This is a genomic window from Thioprofundum lithotrophicum (assembly GCF_055387065.1).
Genome location: NZ_AP042379.1, coordinates 631,969 through 648,425, shown reverse-complemented (window position 1 = coordinate 648,425; position 16,457 = coordinate 631,969). Strand labels below are relative to the sequence as shown.

22 protein-coding genes are annotated in these 16,457 nt (G+C 67.1%); 19 read left to right on the top strand and 3 right to left on the bottom strand.

The features are described 5' to 3' along the window. Positions 1-89: 89 nt before the first annotated feature. On the bottom strand, positions 90-734 hold the full coding sequence (locus ACZ5BH_RS03005; RefSeq protein ID WP_464890441.1) for a LuxR C-terminal-related transcriptional regulator: 645 nt from the start codon (positions 732-734) through the stop codon (positions 90-92). 274 nt (positions 735-1,008) lie between these two features. Between ACZ5BH_RS03005 and ACZ5BH_RS03000 the strand changes: the two genes are divergently transcribed. The 11 genes from ACZ5BH_RS03000 (at position 1,009) to ACZ5BH_RS02950 (ending at position 8,689) form a co-directional block, all read left to right on the top strand. Continuing rightward, positions 1,009-2,397, top strand: coding sequence for an MFS transporter (locus ACZ5BH_RS03000; protein WP_464890440.1), 1,389 nt, complete (start codon positions 1,009-1,011; stop codon positions 2,395-2,397). Positions 2,398-2,453: 56 nt separating this feature from the next. After that, positions 2,454-2,918, top strand: a complete 465-nt coding sequence (ssb, locus tag ACZ5BH_RS02995; protein ID WP_464890439.1) for a single-stranded DNA-binding protein — start codon at positions 2,454-2,456, stop codon at positions 2,916-2,918. 249 nt (positions 2,919-3,167) lie between these two features. Then, complete coding sequence (locus ACZ5BH_RS02990) at positions 3,168-3,746, top strand: hypothetical protein (RefSeq protein ID WP_464890438.1); 579 nt, start codon at positions 3,168-3,170, stop codon at positions 3,744-3,746. Then, positions 3,736-4,719, top strand: coding sequence for a pyruvate dehydrogenase (acetyl-transferring) E1 component subunit alpha (gene pdhA, locus ACZ5BH_RS02985; protein ID WP_464890437.1), 984 nt, complete (start codon positions 3,736-3,738; stop codon positions 4,717-4,719). Before ACZ5BH_RS02990 ends, pdhA begins: the two co-directional genes overlap by 11 nt. Beyond that, positions 4,712-5,749: an alpha-ketoacid dehydrogenase subunit beta gene (locus ACZ5BH_RS02980; RefSeq protein ID WP_464890436.1), complete on the top strand. Its 1,038-nt coding sequence runs from the start codon at positions 4,712-4,714 to the stop codon at positions 5,747-5,749. Before pdhA ends, ACZ5BH_RS02980 begins: the two co-directional genes overlap by 8 nt. 50 nt (positions 5,750-5,799) lie before the next feature. Next, entirely contained in the window at positions 5,800-6,390 is a 591-nt protein-coding gene (locus ACZ5BH_RS02975) for a TetR/AcrR family transcriptional regulator (RefSeq protein WP_464890435.1), read from the top strand. Between the two features lie 82 nt (positions 6,391-6,472). Beyond that, positions 6,473-6,889, top strand: a complete 417-nt coding sequence (locus tag ACZ5BH_RS02970; RefSeq protein WP_464890434.1) for a DsrE/DsrF/DrsH-like family protein — start codon at positions 6,473-6,475, stop codon at positions 6,887-6,889. A 10-nt stretch (positions 6,890-6,899) separates the two neighbouring features. After that, positions 6,900-7,127 (top strand): sulfurtransferase TusA family protein, encoded by a 228-nt coding sequence (locus tag ACZ5BH_RS02965; protein ID WP_464890433.1) that lies wholly within the window; start codon positions 6,900-6,902, stop codon positions 7,125-7,127. 65 nt (positions 7,128-7,192) lie between these two features. Then, positions 7,193-7,570, top strand: a complete 378-nt coding sequence (locus ACZ5BH_RS02960) for a hypothetical protein (RefSeq protein WP_464890432.1) — start codon at positions 7,193-7,195, stop codon at positions 7,568-7,570. Next, complete coding sequence (locus ACZ5BH_RS02955; RefSeq protein WP_464890431.1) at positions 7,567-8,148, top strand: hypothetical protein; 582 nt, start codon at positions 7,567-7,569, stop codon at positions 8,146-8,148. The genes ACZ5BH_RS02960 and ACZ5BH_RS02955 overlap by 4 nt, the downstream gene beginning before the upstream one ends. A 19-nt stretch (positions 8,149-8,167) precedes the next feature. Next, positions 8,168-8,689 carry a peroxiredoxin family protein gene (locus tag ACZ5BH_RS02950; protein ID WP_464890430.1) on the top strand — a complete coding sequence of 174 codons (522 nt, stop codon included), beginning with the start codon at positions 8,168-8,170 and terminating at the stop codon, positions 8,687-8,689. A gap of 164 nt (positions 8,690-8,853) precedes the next feature. On the opposite strand, the gene ACZ5BH_RS02945 is transcribed toward ACZ5BH_RS02950, so the two are convergent. Both ACZ5BH_RS02945 and ACZ5BH_RS02940 read right to left on the bottom strand, forming a co-directional pair. After that, on the bottom strand, positions 8,854-9,072 hold the full coding sequence (locus ACZ5BH_RS02945) for an RND transporter (protein WP_464890429.1): 219 nt from the start codon (positions 9,070-9,072) through the stop codon (positions 8,854-8,856). Then, entirely contained in the window at positions 9,069-9,767 is a 699-nt protein-coding gene (locus ACZ5BH_RS02940) for an ArsR/SmtB family transcription factor (RefSeq protein ID WP_464890428.1), read from the bottom strand. Before ACZ5BH_RS02940 ends, ACZ5BH_RS02945 begins: the two co-directional genes overlap by 4 nt. Before the next feature lie 154 nt (positions 9,768-9,921). On the opposite strand from ACZ5BH_RS02940, the gene ACZ5BH_RS02935 reads away from it, so the two are divergent. The 8 genes from ACZ5BH_RS02935 (at position 9,922) to ACZ5BH_RS02900 (ending at position 16,440) form a co-directional block, all read left to right on the top strand. Further along, a complete protein-coding gene (locus tag ACZ5BH_RS02935; RefSeq protein ID WP_464891186.1) occupies positions 9,922-10,740 on the top strand; it encodes a sterol desaturase family protein in 819 nt (272 codons plus the stop codon). A 138-nt stretch (positions 10,741-10,878) separates the two neighbouring features. Then, positions 10,879-11,847 carry a VTT domain-containing protein gene (locus ACZ5BH_RS02930; RefSeq protein WP_464890427.1) on the top strand — a complete coding sequence of 323 codons (969 nt, stop codon included), beginning with the start codon at positions 10,879-10,881 and terminating at the stop codon, positions 11,845-11,847. A gap of 4 nt (positions 11,848-11,851) precedes the next feature. Next, a complete protein-coding gene (locus tag ACZ5BH_RS02925) occupies positions 11,852-12,904 on the top strand; it encodes a methyltransferase domain-containing protein (protein WP_464890426.1) in 1,053 nt (350 codons plus the stop codon). 114 nt (positions 12,905-13,018) lie between these two features. Then, the gene (locus ACZ5BH_RS02920; RefSeq protein WP_464890425.1) at positions 13,019-13,669 is read left to right on the top strand and encodes a class I SAM-dependent methyltransferase; all 651 of its coding nucleotides are present in this window, start codon (positions 13,019-13,021) and stop codon (positions 13,667-13,669) included. Positions 13,670-13,676: 7 nt separating this feature from the next. Next, positions 13,677-14,162: a hypothetical protein gene (locus ACZ5BH_RS02915; RefSeq protein ID WP_464890424.1), complete on the top strand. Its 486-nt coding sequence runs from the start codon at positions 13,677-13,679 to the stop codon at positions 14,160-14,162. Between the two features lie 3 nt (positions 14,163-14,165). Then, positions 14,166-15,134: an arsenosugar biosynthesis radical SAM (seleno)protein ArsS gene (gene arsS, locus ACZ5BH_RS02910; protein ID WP_464890423.1), complete on the top strand. Its 969-nt coding sequence runs from the start codon at positions 14,166-14,168 to the stop codon at positions 15,132-15,134. Between the two features lie 2 nt (positions 15,135-15,136). Beyond that, positions 15,137-15,829: a TIGR04283 family arsenosugar biosynthesis glycosyltransferase gene (locus ACZ5BH_RS02905; protein ID WP_464890422.1), complete on the top strand. Its 693-nt coding sequence runs from the start codon at positions 15,137-15,139 to the stop codon at positions 15,827-15,829. Then, positions 15,826-16,440 (top strand): TIGR04282 family arsenosugar biosynthesis glycosyltransferase, encoded by a 615-nt coding sequence (locus ACZ5BH_RS02900; RefSeq protein WP_464890421.1) that lies wholly within the window; start codon positions 15,826-15,828, stop codon positions 16,438-16,440. The genes ACZ5BH_RS02905 and ACZ5BH_RS02900 overlap by 4 nt, the downstream gene beginning before the upstream one ends. Positions 16,441-16,457: the final 17 nt, after the last annotated feature.

Below are 16,457 nucleotides of genomic sequence, written 5' to 3'. Positions count from 1 at the left end.
ATTTTACGACTTCGGGGGGCCGAACGGCCAGTCGGGGTTCGGTGGCGGTTGGCGGGGGGCTGGGAAAACCGGGAACCCAGCTACCCGCCTCACAGGTTCTGCGTGGCCCAGTTCACCGCCTGGGTGCGGTTGGAGACGTCCAGTTTCTTGTAGATGTGGTAGATGTGGGTCTTGATGGTGTGCACCGAGAGGCTGAGCTCGGCGGCGATGTCGGTGTTCTTGGCGCCGGTGGCCAGCAACTGGAGGATCTCCAGCTCGCGGGTGGTGAGCAGATCGTGTTCGCGCAACATGATCCGGTGGCTGGAGGTGTTGCTGGTGAGATAGCGGCTCATCACCTTGCGCGGGAACCACAGATCGCCGTTGAACATGGCCAGCACGCCCTTGGCGATGTGGTCGGGCGCGTCGTCCTCGTAGAAGATGCCGCTGATCTCGGGCGGGCCGGTCATGCGTTCCAGGCTGGTGTCGTGATGGGCATTGAGGAAGGCGTACATGAGCTGCTTCTTGCCCGACTTGCGGCACTGGACGAGGATGTCCAGGGCGGTGCCGGGGCGGTCTTCCATGGCGTCGATGAGCACCAGCCCGCTCTTGGCATTGTACTTGAGGGTGGGCCGGGAGCGGCCGTCTTCGGTGGCCAGATTCACGCGGCCGCCGGTCGCCGTCTCGAGATGCGCGGCCAGATCCTGGTAGCGTTCGGCATCGGTGCCGACGATGTTGATCCAGCGTCCTGCTAACATGGGGCAAACCTCATTCAGGATGTCCGTGGCCGATCGGGAATCCGCTTCGGCAGGTCTTGTCCCTGCCCGGATTCCGGGAATGCATGACCCGACAATATAGGCAGCTTTGTCCGGCACGACAAGACTTCGTTCACAAAATGGGCAACGGGTCGGTGCGGTGGGGGGGGCGCCACGGGGTTCCCGTTCCATTGCAGGAAGTATAGCCGAGGCGCGGCGCGGGTGAGGCCGGGATTCTGCTAGAATGGGCGCTTTCCCGTTTTCCCGCATGCCGCCCATGAGTTCGTCGTCCCTGACCCCTGCCGAACGCCGCATCGCCTATGCCATGGCCGGCATCTTCAGCACCCGCATGCTGGGGCTGTTCCTGATCGTCCCCGTCTTCGTGGAATACTCGCGCGGTCTGCGGGGGTATACGCCGGCGCTGGCGGGTTTCGCCATCGGGATCTATGGCCTGGCCCAGGCGTTGTTGCAGATCCCGCTGGGGCGGCTCTCCGACCGGCTGGGGCGCAAGCCGGTCATCGTGGCCGGGTTGCTGGTGTTCGCCCTGGGCAGCGTGGTGGCGGCCCTTTCCGACTCCATGACCGGGGTCATCGTGGGCCGGGCCCTGCAGGGGGCTGGGGCCATCGCCAGCGCCGTGCTGGCGCTCACGGCGGATCTCACCCGCGAGGAGCACCGGGTGAAGATCATGGCCTTCATCGGCATGAGCATCGGCCTGTCCTTCGCGCTGGCCATGGTGCTGGGGCCGCTGTTGCACCATTTCCTGGGGCTGTCGGGCCTGTTCTGGATCATCGCCGGCCTGGCGCTTCTGGGGATCGCCATCGTGCTGTTCGTGGTGCCGACCCCCGTGCACAGCCGTTTCCACCGGGATACGGAGGTGGAGACCGGCTGGATCGGCCAGGCCCTGCGCAATCCCCAGCTCCTGCGCGTGGATTTCGGCATCTTCGCCCTGCATGCGGCGCTGATGGCCACCTTCGTGGTGGTGCCCGGCCTGCTGGTGCAGGCGGGGCTGGGGGTGGAGCGCCACTGGCTGGTCTATCTGCCGGTGATGGTGGTGGGCATGGGGCTGATCGTGCCGTTCATCATTCTGGCAGAGAAGAAACGCCGTCTGAAGGGGGTGCTGATCGGCGCCGTGGCCACCCTGCTGCTGGCCGAGCTGGGCATGGCCCTGGTCGAGACGCGGTTCGGCGGCGCTATGGCCGGTCTGGCGTTCATGCTATTGTTGTTCTTCGCCGCCTTCAATCTGCTCGAGGCCATGCTGCCCTCGCTGGTGGCCAAGCTGGCGCCCGCGGCCCACAAGGGCACGGCCATGGGGGTCTACACCACCGCCCAGTTCCTGGGGGTGTTCGCCGGTGGCAGCCTGGGGGGCTGGCTTCTCCAGCAGGCGGGCAGCGAAGGGGTGTTTCTGGCCACCGCCCTGCTTGCCGGGATCTGGCTGGTGCTGGTGCTGGGCATGGCCCGGCCGCCTTACCTCCAGACCCGCCTGCTGAACGTCGGTCCGCTGGACGTGGCGGCGGCGCGGCAACTGGCCGAGCGCCTGGGCGAGGTCACCGGCGTGGTGGAGGTGACGGTGATTCCCGAGGACGGCGTGGCCTACCTCAAGGTGGACAACCGCACGCTTGACGAGGCGGCCCTGGCCAACCTGCCTGCGGTCCGCGACGCGGCCTGAGGCGGGATACCCACGGTATTCATTGCGATTTTGACGAGACGAGAGGAAACAACGACATGGCATCCAGGGGTGTGAACAAGGTCATTCTGATTGGCAATCTGGGCAAGGATCCGGAAGTGCGCTATTCCCCCAGCGGCAGCGCGGTCACCAACATCACCGTGGCCACCTCCGAAACCTGGAAGGACAAGAACACCGGCGAGCAGAAGGAAAAGACCGAATGGCACCGGGTGGTGTTCTTCAACCGCCTGGCGGAGATCGCCGGCGAATACCTGAAGAAGGGCTCGAAGGTGTATATCGAGGGCCGTCTGCAGACTCGCAAGTGGCAGGATCAGAACGGCAACGATCGCTATACCACCGAGATCGTCGCCAACGAGATGCAGATGCTCGACAGCCGTGGCGGGGGCAGCGCCAACTTCAACCAGGACAACGGCCAGGCGGCGCAACGCAGTGCCCCGGCCGCCGCCCCGGAGCCGGTGGCGGCCAGCGGCGGTGCCGACTTCGACGACGACATACCGTTCTAGAAACCGTTCCAAACATTCGCCTGCTTTTGCTTTGACTGAACCAGTATCTGGACCGACCTCAAGGGCTCTGTGCCAACAACAAGCGATGGTCCCAGCATGTCGGAACGGTTGTTTGGGAGTTATCGATTTAGAATGATGTGCAAAAGGCCGGTCATCTGACCGGCCTTTTGCCTTTTCGGTCCCGCGCATTGATTTTGCCGGCGGCCATCGCCATGTGAGAGACGATCGGCTGGAAAAAAGGAGCGAAAGGTGACGGGCGAAAACGCACAGCGCATGCTGACGGTCGGGATCTTCGCCAACCCGGCGCAGGCGCAGCGGCTGGTGGAGCGGCTCATCGAGGAAGACTTTCCCATGGATCAGCTTTCCCTGCTGGGGCGGGCCGGGCGGGGTTCCGGCGACGATGTGCTGGGGGTGTCCTATCACGGTACCGGCGAGAAGATGAAAGTCTGGGGTGAGCACGGGGCCTTCTGGGGCGCCCTGTGGGGGCTGCTGGCCGGGGCGACGGGGATGTTCGTCCTGCCGGGGCTCGGGCCCCTGCTGGCGGCCGGGCCCATCGTGGAGGCCCTGGCCGGTGCGCTGGCGGGCGCCGTGGTCGCCGGGGGCGCCATGGCCGGCGCGGCGGCCCTGAGCGAACTCGCCACGGCCCTGCACCGCCTCGGCCTGCCGGCCGAGGCGGTGGCCCGGATCGAGGCGGCCATCGACGACGGCAAGGCGGTGGTGATCCTGCACACCGACGCGGCGCACACGGAGAAGTGGGACCGGCTGCTGCGCTGGGCCGGTGCCGAGCCGGTTCTGCACCTGGCTTCCGGAGGGGACCATGCAGCGTGACCTGGCCCGGCAATTCCTGTCCGACATGATTCTGGCCCGGGAATTCGAGCAGGCGGCGGCCGATCAGTACCAGGCCGGCAACATCGCCGGCTTCCTGCACCTGTATCCGGGCGAGGAGGCGGTGGCAGTAGGCAGCCTGCGGGCGGCCGATGCCGGCGACTATGTGGTCAGCACCTACCGGGAACACGTGCACGCCCTGGTCAGGGGCGTGCCGGCGCGGGCGGTGATGGCGGAGCTGTTCGGCAAGGCCACCGGCTGCTCCGGCGGCTATGGCGGCTCCATGCACCTGTTCGATCGCGAACGGCGCTTCCTGGGCGGCTATGCCATCGTCGGCGAGACCTTTCCCGTGGCCATCGGCGTGGCCTACTGGCTGCGCATGAACAACCGCAACGACGTGGTCTACTGCTTCTTCGGCGACGGCGCCGCCAACCAGGGCACCTTCCACGAATCCCTCAACATGGCGGCCCTGTGGAAACTGCCGGTGTTGTTTCTCTGCGAGAACAACCATTACCAGATCGGCACCGAGATCCACCGCCACACGGCGGTGCCCGAGATCTGGCGCCATACCACGCCCTACGGCATTCCCGGCAAGCGGGTGGACGGCATGGACGTGGAGGCCGTCTACACCGCAACCCGCGAGGCGCTGGAGTTCGTGCGTGCCGGCAACGGACCGATGCTGCTGGAATGCGACACCTACCGGTATCGCGGCCATTCCATGGCCGACAGCGGGGCCTACCGTTCCACCCTGGAAGTGCAGGAACTGATGGCCAGGGATCCGCTGCGCACCTTCCGCCAGCGGGCGCTCGAGGCGGGCTGGGTGAGCGAGGCGGATCTGGCCGCCATCGAGCGCGAGGCGCAGAGCACGGTGGAAGAGGCCGTGCGTTTCGCCGCCGAGAGCCCCGAGCCGGACGACGTGCGCAAGGACGTGTATGCCGAGCCGTTCGCACTCTATGGAGGGCCGCGCGATGCGTGATCGACAGGCCAATCTGGGCGGGGAACCGGTCACCGTGGCGGCCCGGGAGCTGAAGGTCTGGGAAGCGCTCAATCTCGCGCTGGACGAGGCCATGGCCGCCGACGAGGCGGTCTTCGTGCTGGGCGAGGACGTGGGGCTGTACGGCGGCAGTTATCGGGTCACCCAGGGGTTGTATGCCAAATACGGCGAATGGCGCGTGCGCGACACGCCCATCTCCGAGAACAGTTTCACCGGCCTGGGGGTGGGCGCGGCCCTGGTGGGCGGCCGGCCGGTGGTGGAGATCATGACCGTCAACTTCGCCCTGCTGGCGCTCGACGCCATCATCAACATGGCCGCCAAGCTGCGTTACATGTCCGGCGGCCAGTTCATCGTGCCGCTGGTGGTGCGCATGCCGGGCGGGGTGGCGAAACAGCTGGCCGCCCAGCATTCCCAGCGCCTGGAACACACCCTGCTCAACGTGCCGGGCCTGCGGGTGGTGGTCCCCGGCACGCCGCAGGACAGCTACTGGCAACTGAAGCAGGCCATCGACTGCGACGATCCGGTGATCGTGCTGGAGCACGAGCTGCTCTACAACGAAAAGGGCCCCTTCGATGCCACGGCCGAACCCCTGCCGCTGCACGCGGCGGCGGTGCGGCGGGAAGGGCGCGATCTCACCCTGATCGCCTGGCACCGGATGGTGCCCGTGGCCCTGCAGGCGGCCGAAACCCTGGCCGCCGAAGGCATCGAGGCGGAAGTGATCGATCTGCGCAGCCTGCGGCCGCTGGACCTGCCGGCGCTGGTCGCTTCGGTGGAAAAGACCCATCACGCCCTGGTGGTGGAAGAGGACTGCCGTTTCGCCGGCGCCGGTGCCGAGATCGCCGCCAGCCTCCACGAGGCGGCCTTCGCTGCCCTGGACGCCCCGGTGGAACGGGTGGCGGGACTCGACGTGCCCACCCCCTACAACGGCCTCCTGGAGCGGGCCTCCATCCCCGATGCCGGCGCGGTGGTGGGCACGGCCCTGCGGCTCCTCACGCCGCGGGTGGGGGAATGAGCGTAGGGGGTGTGTTTGACAAGAACGAACGTTCGTTCTAATCTTGGCACATGAACGCCAGACAAGCGACGGCGCCAAATCCGGTCCGGGAACGGGTGCTCGACGCCGCCATCCGCCTGTTCACGCGACAGGGATATTTCAACACCTCGATCCCCGACATCGTGCGGGCCTCCGGCGTGAGCACCGGCTCCATCTATCACCATTTCGGCGACAAGGAAGGCATTGCCCGGGCGCTGTTCGAGACGCTGGTGAATCGCATGGAGGTGGAGTTCGATCGCATCGAGCGTCGTCATTCCACGGCCGCGGAGCGGTGTCGGGCGGTCATCGCGCTGCTGTTCCGAATCACCGAGGAAGAGCCGGACGTGATGACCTACATGCTTTTCGTCAAGCACCGTGAGTTCATGCCCGAAGTGGCGCCCGTGTGTTCTTCCCAGCCGTTCCGGCACATGCGGCGAATGGTGGAGCAGGGCATGGACAGTGGCGAATTCCGTCGCCTGGATCCCATGGTGGCGGCGGCGGCGGTCTTCGGTGGCGCGTTGCGGCTGATCAACCTGCGCCTGGACGGGATCCTGGAGCGGCCGTTGCACGAGTATCTCGACGACGTCTGGGACTGCGCATGGCGGGCCGTGTCCGGCACATGAGCCGACCATGACAGGCGGGCCGGGGAACCGGCCTTTTTCTTCACCAACGACTAGAACGAACATTCGTTCGAGGAGGCGTATCATGCAATCCATGGCCATCGTGGTAAGAGACGATTCCTACGACAAGCTGCTCACGCCCTTTGCCTTCGCCTATCTGCAGGCCTCGGAGGGCTGTGATGTGGACATGCTGTTCGTCAACTGGGCCGTCCGGGCGCTCACCGAGGAAGGCGCCAGGGCGATCCGCATCCAGGGTGATCACGCCGATCAGGATGCCTGGGTTCGCGAACAGGTGGCCAAGGCCGGCCTGCCGGCGGAGATTCCGGATCTCATCCGGGCACTCAAGGAGACGGGGAAGGTGAATTTCTACGCCTGCAGCCTGGCGGCGAGCATCTTCGGCGTCAACGAGGACAACCTGATGCCGGAAGCGTCGGGGATCGTCGGTGCTTCCTGGTTCGTCAACGAAAAGGCCGCCCAGGCGGATCATTGCCAGTATTTCTGAGGAGAGACCCATGACGAACCGAACGATTCTGGATACGTCGGGCAAGTGCTGCCCCATGCCCATCGTGGAACTCAACCGGGTCATGGGCCGGTTGGCTGCCGGCGACGAACTGGAAGTGCTGGCCACCGATCCCGGCACCCGGACCGACATTCCGGCCTGGTGTGAACGCACCGGGAACGCGTTGCTCGAGACCACCACCACGGAAGACGGTTTCCGCTACGTGTTGCGCAAGAAATAACCCCCCATCGCCAGGGAGGGCCATTTTTGCGTACCATTGACTCGACTCGACGACGGAGATCGCGCTTGGAATTCTTCACCCGGATCACGGCATCCATCGCGGCCGAAGCGCTGCAGGCACGGCTGAGCATCGCGGCCTTGCCCGAGTGGTGCGCCTCCATTCATGCCGTGCGCGCGGCCGCAGAGCGGGAAGGGGAGATCGAGACGGTGTGGGGCGTGTTCCGGGTGACGCGGGAGGTCATCCGCGGCGGGGTGCGGTTTGCCCTGCCGGGCTGTCCCAATGCCTTTGCCTGGACCGTGACCACGGATCTGCCACCGGACGAGGCGGCGGTGGTGATCCACGCCACCATCAATCGCCGGGAACACGATCCGGACTTCATCGAGTCCATCGAGACCTTCGTGGCCGAATGGGGCGAGGGTCTGCGTCGGGGGTTGCCTGCATGAGGCGTTATGCCTGGTTCCTGCCGTTCCTGCTGCCGGCGCTGGCGATGGCCGGCCTCAGCCGCATGGTGGATCCGCAGACGGGGCTGGTGGGCTGGAAACAGGCGCGCGGTGCCTTCGAACTGGAGATCGTGCAGCGCCTGCCCGATCAGACCCGGGCCTTCTTCCTGGCGCGGGGTTTCCCGGCTGCCGAGGCGGATCGGCTGGCAGTGCACTGCGTGATGCAGACCATCGTGCGCAATACCGGCCGGCCCGGCGAGGCGCCGCCGATCCGGGTGGATCTGCGGGAATGGCGCGTGGCCCATGGCGGCGCCATCCGCCCGCTGCGGCACAAGGAAGCCTGGCTGGCCGAGTGGGCGAAGACGGGTGCCGTGCCGCCGCCGGCACGCATCGCCTTCCGCTGGTCCACCCTGCCCACCGAGCAGGTGTACGAACCGCGGGGCGACTACAACTGGGGCATGACGATTTACGATCTGCCGCCGGGCAGCCGCTTCGATCTCTATGTGGTCTGGCATGCCGGCGCGCGCCGTCACGCCGCCTGGCTGCGCGGGCTCGAATGCGCGCCCGATCGTCATGAATGAATCCCGAGGAGGATCACCCATGCTGCTGCGTCTGTTGCTGATCACCGTGCTCGCGGGCACCGTTGGCGGGATCATGGCCGAACCGGGCCCGAAACGGGAATTGCTGACCCCCGTGCCGGAGGCGCCCCTGGCGCGCAACTTCGACCTGCCCGACATGGACGGCAAGCGCCACAAGCTCTCCGATTACCGGGGCAAGGTGGTGATCGTCAACTTCTGGGCCACCTGGTGCCCGCCCTGCCGTGAGGAACTGCCGTCCATGAACCGGGCCTGGGCCCGCCTGCAGAAGGCAGGCGTAATGATGCTGGCCGTGAACGTGGGCGAGAGCGAGGACGTGATCTTCCCCTTCATGGCCGACTACCCCATCGAGTTTCCCGTGTTGCTGGATCAGGATGGCGAGATCATCAACCGCTGGCCGGTACGCGGCCTGCCCACCACCTTCGTCATCGATCCCGCTGGCCGCCTGGTCTACCAGGCCATCGGCGGCCGCGAATGGGACGATCCCGAATTGCTTGACCTGGTGCGGGCATTGGTGAGGCGGTGACGTTTCAACGCAAAGGCGCGAAGAACGCGAAGATTATCAATCGTCTCAAAATGGTTTTGCCTTCCGACCTACACCCTGCATGATCACGGCGGGGTACCGCTCCTACCGTTCCATAATCAATATTCTTCGCGTTCTTTGTGCCTTCGCGCCTTTGCGTTGAATCCCTACCGCCGTTGCATTTCCCGAATGCCCTTGAGCGCCAGCACCACCCAGGGCGCGCCGTGCAGGAGCAGATCGAAGATGTCGATGGGCCGGTGCAGGCTGCCGTCGAAGAGCATGCGCAGTTTTTCCACCACGTGCGGTTCGGGGCGGAAGGGGGCCAGGCCCAGCAGCAGGGCGAAGAGGATCACGGTGGGCCAGCCGAGCTTGTCGAGCCAGTTCATGGGGTGTTCTCCTGGGGTTCGTCGGCATCCGGCGGCGACGTTTCCACCGGCAGGCCCTTGAGTTTCCATTCGGGATAGCCGTCTTCCAGGCGGCGGGCCTTCAGGCCCTTCTCGCGCAGGCGGGCGACCGCGTCGAAGGCCAGCACGCAGTGGGGACCGCGGCAGTAGGCGACCACTTCCTGGCTGGGATCCAGTTCCTCGAGGTGCGCTTCCAGCTCGGAGAGCGGGATGTTCACCGCCCCCGGCAGGTGGCCGGCAGCGTACTCCTCGGGCGGGCGCACGTCGATGACCGTCACCAGACCCTTCCGTGCCCGCTCCAGCAGCTCTTTCGCCGGAACCGGTTCCAGATCGTCCTTCACGGTGAGGTAGGTGTTCACCAACTTTTCCACTTCGGCCACGTGGTGTTCGGCTACCCGGCGGAGGCATCCGAGCAACTGGACCACGTCGTCGCCGGTGAGACGGTAGTAGACGTGCTGGCCCTGCTTGCGGGTGGTGACCAGACCGGCCTGGCGCAACTGCTGCAGATGCTGGGAGGTGTTGGCCACGGTAAGGCCCGAGACCTTAGCCAGTTCTTCCACGCTGCGCTCGCCCTGGGCGAGAAATTCCAGCAATTCCAGCCGGTTGGCGTTGCTAAGCGCCTTGCCCACGCGAGCGAACTGGCTGAACAGGTCGTGCTTGAAGGTGCCGCTTGACATTTTTTGGTCTTCGTCTATTCTAGTATTCAAGCAATTAATTGAATATAAGATTTCTCTTACCCATTATAGACCGTTCCGGTGCGTGCCGGTGGTCGGGAGGCTGGAACCCGTGACCCTCGACGAATTCGTGATGACCTACGAGAAACCGCTGCGCATGGGTTTCTTCTTCGGCATGCTGGTCCTGATGGGGCTCTGGGAGGTGCTCGCCCCTCGCCGGGCCCTCACCGTGTCCAAGGGGGTGCGCTGGTTCAACAACCTGGGGCTGGTGTTCTTCAACAGTTTCGTCGTCCGCCTGCTATTTCCCGCGGCCGCCGTCGGGGTGGCTGCCTTCGCGGCGGAGCAGGGCTGGGGTTTGCTCCATTATTATTCGATCCCTTTCTGGCCGGCGGTGGTGATCGCCATCGTGGCCATGGACTTCGTCATCTGGCTGCAGCACGTGATGGTGCACGCGGTGCCCGTCCTCTGGCGCCTGCACCGGGTCCACCACGCCGATCCCGATTTCGACGTGACCACCGGCGCGCGGTTCCACACCCTCGAGATCCTGCTTTCGCTGCTGATCAAGTTCGCCACCATCGTGGTACTCGGCCCGCCGGTGGTGGCGGTGGTGATCTTCGAGATCCTGCTCAATGCCACCGCCATGTTCAACCACGGCAACGTGCGCCTGCCGGCGCGGCTGGATCGGGTGCTGCGCTGGTTCGTGGTCACGCCCGACATGCACCGGGTGCACCACTCGGTGGCCGACGACGAGGCCAACAGCAATTTCGGCTTCAACCTGCCCTGGTGGGATCGCCTGTTCGGTACCTACCGGGATCAGCCGCGCGGCGGTCACGAGGGCATGACCATCGGCATCCACAAGTACCGCGAACCCAAATTGGTGAGCTGGTTGCCGGGCATGCTGGCCCTGCCGTTCATCGGCCAGCTCACCGGTTACGTGATCAACCGGCGGGAGTGGAACCCGTCGGATGAATCGTAGGTCGGGTCCGCGACCGCGAGAGACGATTTCCGTCAACCCCCCACGACGCGCGTTCTCAGGGACGAGGACAGGGAATTCCCTGCATGGCCGTGATGCCACGGTCGTGCGACAAAACACGACATGGTCCTGGAGAACATCATGCAAGCCAAGCTGTTTCGTATCCTTCTGCTGCTCGTGCTGATCGCCGGCATCGCCCTGGCCGTGATCTACCGCGAGCAGTTCGACGCCGCGGCCCTCGAAGCCTGGGTGCGCGAGGCCGGTCCCGCCGGGCCGGTGTTGTTCATGCTGATCTATGCCCTGGCCACGGTCTTCTTTCTGCCCGGCTCGGTGTTGACCCTGGCCGGCGGGGCCCTGTTCGGACCCGTCTGGGGCACCCTGATCAACCTCACCGGCGCCACCCTGGGCGCGGCGCTGGCCTTTCTGGTGGCTCGTTACCTGGCCGCCGACTGGGTGCAGCGCAAGACCGGGGGCCGTCTCCGGCAGCTCAAGGAAGGGGTGGAGCAGGAAGGCTGGCGCTTCGTGGCCTTCGTGCGTCTGGTGCCGCTGTTTCCCTTCAACCTGCTCAACTATGCCCTGGGGCTGACCCGGATCCGCTTCACCGAATACGTGCTCGCCTCCTGGCTGTTCATGCTGCCGGGGGCCATCGCCTATACCTATGTGGGCTATGTGGGTCGCGAGGCTTTGGCCGGCGAGGAAGGCCTGATTCAGAAGATCCTGCTGGCCCTGGCCCTGCTTGCGGTGGTGGGCTTTCTGCCGCGTTTGGTGGCCATCCTGCGCAGCGGGTCCATGCTGACAGTAGCGGAACTGCGCCGGCGGCTGGAGGCGGGCGAAGATGTGCTGGTCCTGGACGTGCGCAGTGCCGAGGATTTCTGTGGCGAACAGGGTCACATCCCCGGCGCGGTGAACATTCCGCTGGAAGTGCTGCCAGCGCAACTGGAGCGGCTTGCCGATCGGTTGGAGAAACCGGTGGCCATCGTCTGCCGCACCGATCGGCGCTCGGCCAGGGCAGCACAAATCCTGGCCCGGCAGGGTTTTCGTGACGTGCACGTGGTGCGCCAGGGCATGACCGACTGGAACGCCCACGGTTATCCTTTGGCGGAGGCATGACGCGATGAACGAACATGACACGGTCCGCGACTATTACGGCAAGGTGCTCGGTTCCAGCGCCGATCTGAAAACCGATGCCTGCTGCACGCCGGAGGCCATGCCCGCGCACGTGCGTTCGGCGCTGGCCGACATCCATCCCGAGGTGCAGGCCCGTTACTACGGTTGCGGGCTGGTGATCCCGGAGCGGCTGGCGGGGCTGCGGGTGCTGGATCTGGGCTGCGGCAGCGGGCGTGACGTGTTTTTGCTGGCGAAGCTGGTGGGGGAGGCCGGCGAGGTGGTGGGCGTGGACATGACGCCCGAACAGCTCGCCGTGGCCCGGGAGCACGAAGCCTGGCACGCGGCGCGTTTCGGTTACGCCGCGCCCAACACGCGCTTCGTCGAAGGCTATATCGAGAAGCTGGGCGAGCTGGATCTGGCGCCGGGCAGTTTCGATCTGGTGGTATCCAACTGCGTGATCAATCTCTCGTCGGACAAGGGCGCCGTGCTGCGCGGCGTGTTCGATCTGCTCAAGCCCGGTGGCGAGTTGTATTTCTCGGACGTGTACGCCGACCGGCGGGTGCCGGACGCCGTGCGCAACGATCCGGTGCTCTACGGCGAATGCCTGGGCGGCGCGCTGTACTGGAACGATTTCGAGAATCTGGCCCGGGATTGCGGCTTCGGCGATCCGCGCCTGGTCAGCGACCGGCCGCTGGCGGTGAACGATCCCGAGCAACGGGCCAAGGTGGGCAACATCCGCTTCTTCTCCGCCACCTATCGCCTGTTCAAACTGGACGGCCTGGAACCGGCCTGCGAGGACTACGGGCAGGCGGTGATCTACCGCGGCGACATCGTCCATCACCCGGATCGTTTCGTGCTGGACAAGCACCACGTGATCGAGGCCGGCCGGGTCTTTCCCGTGTGCGGCAACACCTGGCGCATGCTGCACGAAACCCGCTTCCGGGAGCACTTCGAGTTCCTCGGCGACGGGCGTACCCATTACGGGATCTTCGCCGGATGCGGGAAGGGGTTGCCGTTCGATGATACAGAGAACGGCGACGCGGCAGGAGGGTGTTGTTGAGCCTCGCGGCCAGGCCAGACAGGCTGCCAATGGTCGACATGCGTGGTAATGGACGGATGGGTGTCGGCCTGAAGGCCGACCTACAGGGGGCGTAACGATGGATGGCGAGGAAGATTGAGCTTCGATCCGGCCGCTTATGATGCCTGGTATCGCACCGCCCGCGGGCGATGGATCGCCGAACGGGAATTCGGTTTGTTGTGGCGATTGCTGCGGCCGGTGGCGGGCGCGAGCCTGCTGGACGTGGGTTGCGGTACCGGGCAGTTCACGCGCCGTTTCGCCGCGGCGGGGCTGGCGGTGACGGGGCTGGACCCGGCGGCGGCCATGCTGGAATACGCCCGCGAGCACGACGGCGCGACGGGCTGGGTGCGGGGGCGGGCCGAGGCGCTGCCCTTCGCCGATGCCGCCTTCGACCACGCGGCCGCGGTCACCAGCCTGTGCTTCGTGGCCGATCCGGGCCGGGCGCTGGGGGAAATGTGGCGGGTGGCGCGACGGGGCGTGGTGCTGGGTCTGTTGCACCGGCCCAGCCTGCTGTGGTGGCGCAAGCGCGGCGGCGCCAGCTATGCCGGCGCGCGCTGGGATTCCTGGCAGGCCGTGCGTGGGTGGCTGCGCCGGCTCGAACCGGCGCCGGCAGCCGTGGCCCATGGCTATGCGATCTTCGGCAGCGGCGAGGGCAGGCTGGCCCGCGCCCTGGAGACGGTGCTGCCGGTGCGTGGCCTGCCGCTCGGGGGCTTCCTTGCCGTGGCCCTGCACAAGCGGAGAGAATGAACCGGTCATGGAGAACGATGCCCGCATTCCGTTGCCGGCGGCGGCGCCGGGTTCGCCGCCGCTGGCCAGCCTGTGGCCTTCGGCCGAATACGATCGCCAGCTCGAGCGGCTGCGCGCGGCCGTCGGCCGGCCGGTGTATCTGGTGGAGGTTTCGGTTTCCGAGATCCAGATGACCGTGCGCCTGGGCAACCGGCCGGCCACGCTGCTGCAGGTACTGGACTTTCCCGCCGCCGATCCGGCGAAACGGCTCTATCCGCACATGATCGTGCTCGACGACGGGCGGGGCCTGAACCTGGGCTGGATTGCCCGGATCAGCATCGGCCAGGCCTTCGAGCCGGGGCCCGAACAGATCGTCTTCCAGCAGACGCGCCTGCTGCAACAGCTGCTGTTCCGGGAACGGCAGTTGTCCGCCGGGCGCATTGCCGAAACCGCCCGCCGCCAGCTTGCCGCCCTGCTCGGCCGCTCGGCGCCGGCCCTGAACACGGAGTCCTGAAACGTGCTGTCCACGCTGCCGCATCTTCTGCAAAAGGGGTTTCCCGCCATCCGCCGCGCCGCACTGGCCACCCTGCAGGTCAACCTGGGTTACCTGTGCAACCAGCAGTGCCTGCACTGCCACGTGGACGCCGGGCCGAAGCGCCGCGAGATCATGGCGCGGGAGACGGTGGACGCGGTGCTCGCCGCGCTGGCGCGCAACCGGATCGGCACGCTGGATCTGACCGGCGGCGCGCCGGAGCTCAATCCCCATTTCCGTTACCTGGTGCGCGAGGCGCGGGCGCTGGGCGTGCACGTGATGGACCGCTGCAACCTCACCGTGCTGTGCGAACCGGAACAGGCCGATCTGGCGGCCTTCCTGGCGGCGCATGCCGTGGAGGTGTTCGCCTCGCTGCCCTGCTACCTGGAGGAAAACGTGGACGGGCAGCGCGGCAAGGGGGTCTTCGAGGGCAGCATCGAGGGGATCCGGCGCCTCAACGCCGCCGGTTACGGGCAGGGGGATCCGGCCCGGCGCCTGAACTTGGTCTACAACCCCACCGGCCCCTTCCTGCCGCCGCCCCAGTGCCAGCTCGAGGCCGATTACCGGCGCGAGCTGAAGGCCCGCTTCGGCATCACCTTCGACCGCCTCTTGACCATCGCCAACATGCCCATCAAGCGCTTCGGCTCCATGCTGCTGTCGAAGGGCGAGTTCGACGCCTATCTGCAACTGCTCGAGGAGGCGCACCAGGCGGCCAATCTGGAGACGGTGATGTGCCGCACGCTGGTGAGCGTGGACTGGCAGGGCCGGCTCTACGATTGCGACTTCAACCAGATGCTGGCGCTGCCGCTGCGCGACGCCCGGGGCGCGCCGCTGACCCTGGCGGATCTGCGGCCGGGGGCGCTGGAGGGGCGGCCCATCGTGGTGGCCGGGCACTGCTACGGCTGCACCGCCGGGCAGGGCAGCAGTTGCGGCGGCGCCCTGGCCGCCGGCTGAACATGCGCCTGAGCATCATCCTGCCGGTGCTCAACGAGGCCGGGACGCTGCCGGCGACCCTGGACGCGCTGCAGCCCCTGCGTGCCCGGGGCCACGAGGTCATCGTGGTGGACGGCGGCAGCGACGATGGCACGCCGGCGCGCGCCATGGCGCTGGCGGATCGGGTGCTGACGGCACCCCGGGGCCGGGCCCGGCAGATGAACGCCGGCGCCGCCGTGGCCCGGGGCGAGGTGCTGCTGTTCCTGCATGCCGACACCCGCCTGCCGGAGGACGCGGACGCGGCCGTGGCGGCGGCGCTGGACGCGGCGGGGCGCGAGTGGGGGCGTTTCGACGTGCGCCTCTCGGGCGCGGCCTGGCCGCTGCGGATCATCGAGTGGCTGATGAACCGGCGGTCCTGCCTCACCGGCATGGCCACCGGTGATCAGGCCGTCTTCGTGACCCGCGCGGCCTTCGCCGCGACGGGCGGCTTTCCCGACATCCCCCTGATGGAGGATCTGGCATTGTCCCGCCGCCTGAAACGCCGCAGCCGGCCCCTGTGCCTGCGCGGGCCGGTGATCACCTCCAGCCGCCGCTGGGAGGAGCGGGGGATCCTGCGCACCGTGCTGCTGATGTGGTCGCTGCGCCTGCTGTGGTTCCTGGGCGTCTCGCCGCGGCGGCTGGTGCGGCTCTACTATCCGCACTGGCGCCCGGAATGAACTGGCGCCACCCCGATGCGCTGATCCAGATCTTCGCCAGGCCTCCCGCGCCCGGCCAGGTGAAGACGCGCCTGATCCCCGCCCTGGGCGCGCGCGGCGCCGCCGAACTGCATGTCCGCCTGCTGCGCCGCACGGTGGCGATGGCGCTGGGCGCCCGGCTGGCGCCGGTGCAGTTGTGGTGCGCGTCCGAGGTGGACCACCCGGTGTTCGTCGAGACGGGATTGCCGCGCCGGCGGCAACGGGGGCCGGATCTGGGCGCGCGCATGGCCGCGGCCCTGGCGCAGGGGCTGCGCGAGGCGCGGCGGGTGGTGCTCATCGGCAGCGATTGCCCGGCGATGGCGGCGGCGTACCTGGAGGCGGCCCTCGCGGCGCTGGCGGAACACGATGCGGTGCTTGGGCCGGCCGAGGATGGCGGCTACGTGCTCATCGGCCTGCGCCGCATGGCCGATCTGTTCACAGGCGTGGCCTGGGGCACCGCCCGGGTTCTGGAGCAGACCCGGGCGCGGCTGGCGGACGCGGGCCTGACGTGGCAGGAGCTGGATCCCCTGTGGGACGTGGATCGGCCGGCGGATCTGGCGCGGTTGTCACGGCTGGGAGAGGCCCGAATGTAGGTCGGCTCAAGCGCAGC

Coding starts and splice junctions, on each gene's coding strand:
- ACZ5BH_RS02940 (WP_464890428.1), bottom strand. CDS start 9,767: ATGTCAAGCGGCACCTTCAAGCACGACCTGTTCAGCCAGTTCGCTCGC.
- ACZ5BH_RS02930 (WP_464890427.1), top strand. CDS start 10,879: ATGCAAGCCAAGCTGTTTCGTATCCTTCTGCTGCTCGTGCTGATCGCC.
- ssb (WP_464890439.1), top strand. CDS start 2,454: ATGGCATCCAGGGGTGTGAACAAGGTCATTCTGATTGGCAATCTGGGC.
- pdhA (WP_464890437.1), top strand. CDS start 3,736: ATGCAGCGTGACCTGGCCCGGCAATTCCTGTCCGACATGATTCTGGCC.
- ACZ5BH_RS02950 (WP_464890430.1), top strand. CDS start 8,168: ATGCTGCTGCGTCTGTTGCTGATCACCGTGCTCGCGGGCACCGTTGGC.
- ACZ5BH_RS02975 (WP_464890435.1), top strand. CDS start 5,800: ATGAACGCCAGACAAGCGACGGCGCCAAATCCGGTCCGGGAACGGGTG.
- ACZ5BH_RS02935 (WP_464891186.1), top strand. CDS start 9,922: ATGGGTTTCTTCTTCGGCATGCTGGTCCTGATGGGGCTCTGGGAGGTG.
- ACZ5BH_RS03000 (WP_464890440.1), top strand. CDS start 1,009: ATGAGTTCGTCGTCCCTGACCCCTGCCGAACGCCGCATCGCCTATGCC.
- ACZ5BH_RS02900 (WP_464890421.1), top strand. CDS start 15,826: ATGAACTGGCGCCACCCCGATGCGCTGATCCAGATCTTCGCCAGGCCT.
- ACZ5BH_RS02905 (WP_464890422.1), top strand. CDS start 15,137: ATGCGCCTGAGCATCATCCTGCCGGTGCTCAACGAGGCCGGGACGCTG.
- ACZ5BH_RS02945 (WP_464890429.1), bottom strand. CDS start 9,072: ATGAACTGGCTCGACAAGCTCGGCTGGCCCACCGTGATCCTCTTCGCC.
- ACZ5BH_RS02965 (WP_464890433.1), top strand. CDS start 6,900: ATGACGAACCGAACGATTCTGGATACGTCGGGCAAGTGCTGCCCCATG.
- ACZ5BH_RS02970 (WP_464890434.1), top strand. CDS start 6,473: ATGCAATCCATGGCCATCGTGGTAAGAGACGATTCCTACGACAAGCTG.
- ACZ5BH_RS02980 (WP_464890436.1), top strand. CDS start 4,712: ATGCGTGATCGACAGGCCAATCTGGGCGGGGAACCGGTCACCGTGGCG.
- ACZ5BH_RS03005 (WP_464890441.1), bottom strand. CDS start 734: ATGTTAGCAGGACGCTGGATCAACATCGTCGGCACCGATGCCGAACGC.
- ACZ5BH_RS02915 (WP_464890424.1), top strand. CDS start 13,677: ATGGAGAACGATGCCCGCATTCCGTTGCCGGCGGCGGCGCCGGGTTCG.
- ACZ5BH_RS02955 (WP_464890431.1), top strand. CDS start 7,567: ATGAGGCGTTATGCCTGGTTCCTGCCGTTCCTGCTGCCGGCGCTGGCG.
- ACZ5BH_RS02925 (WP_464890426.1), top strand. CDS start 11,852: ATGAACGAACATGACACGGTCCGCGACTATTACGGCAAGGTGCTCGGT.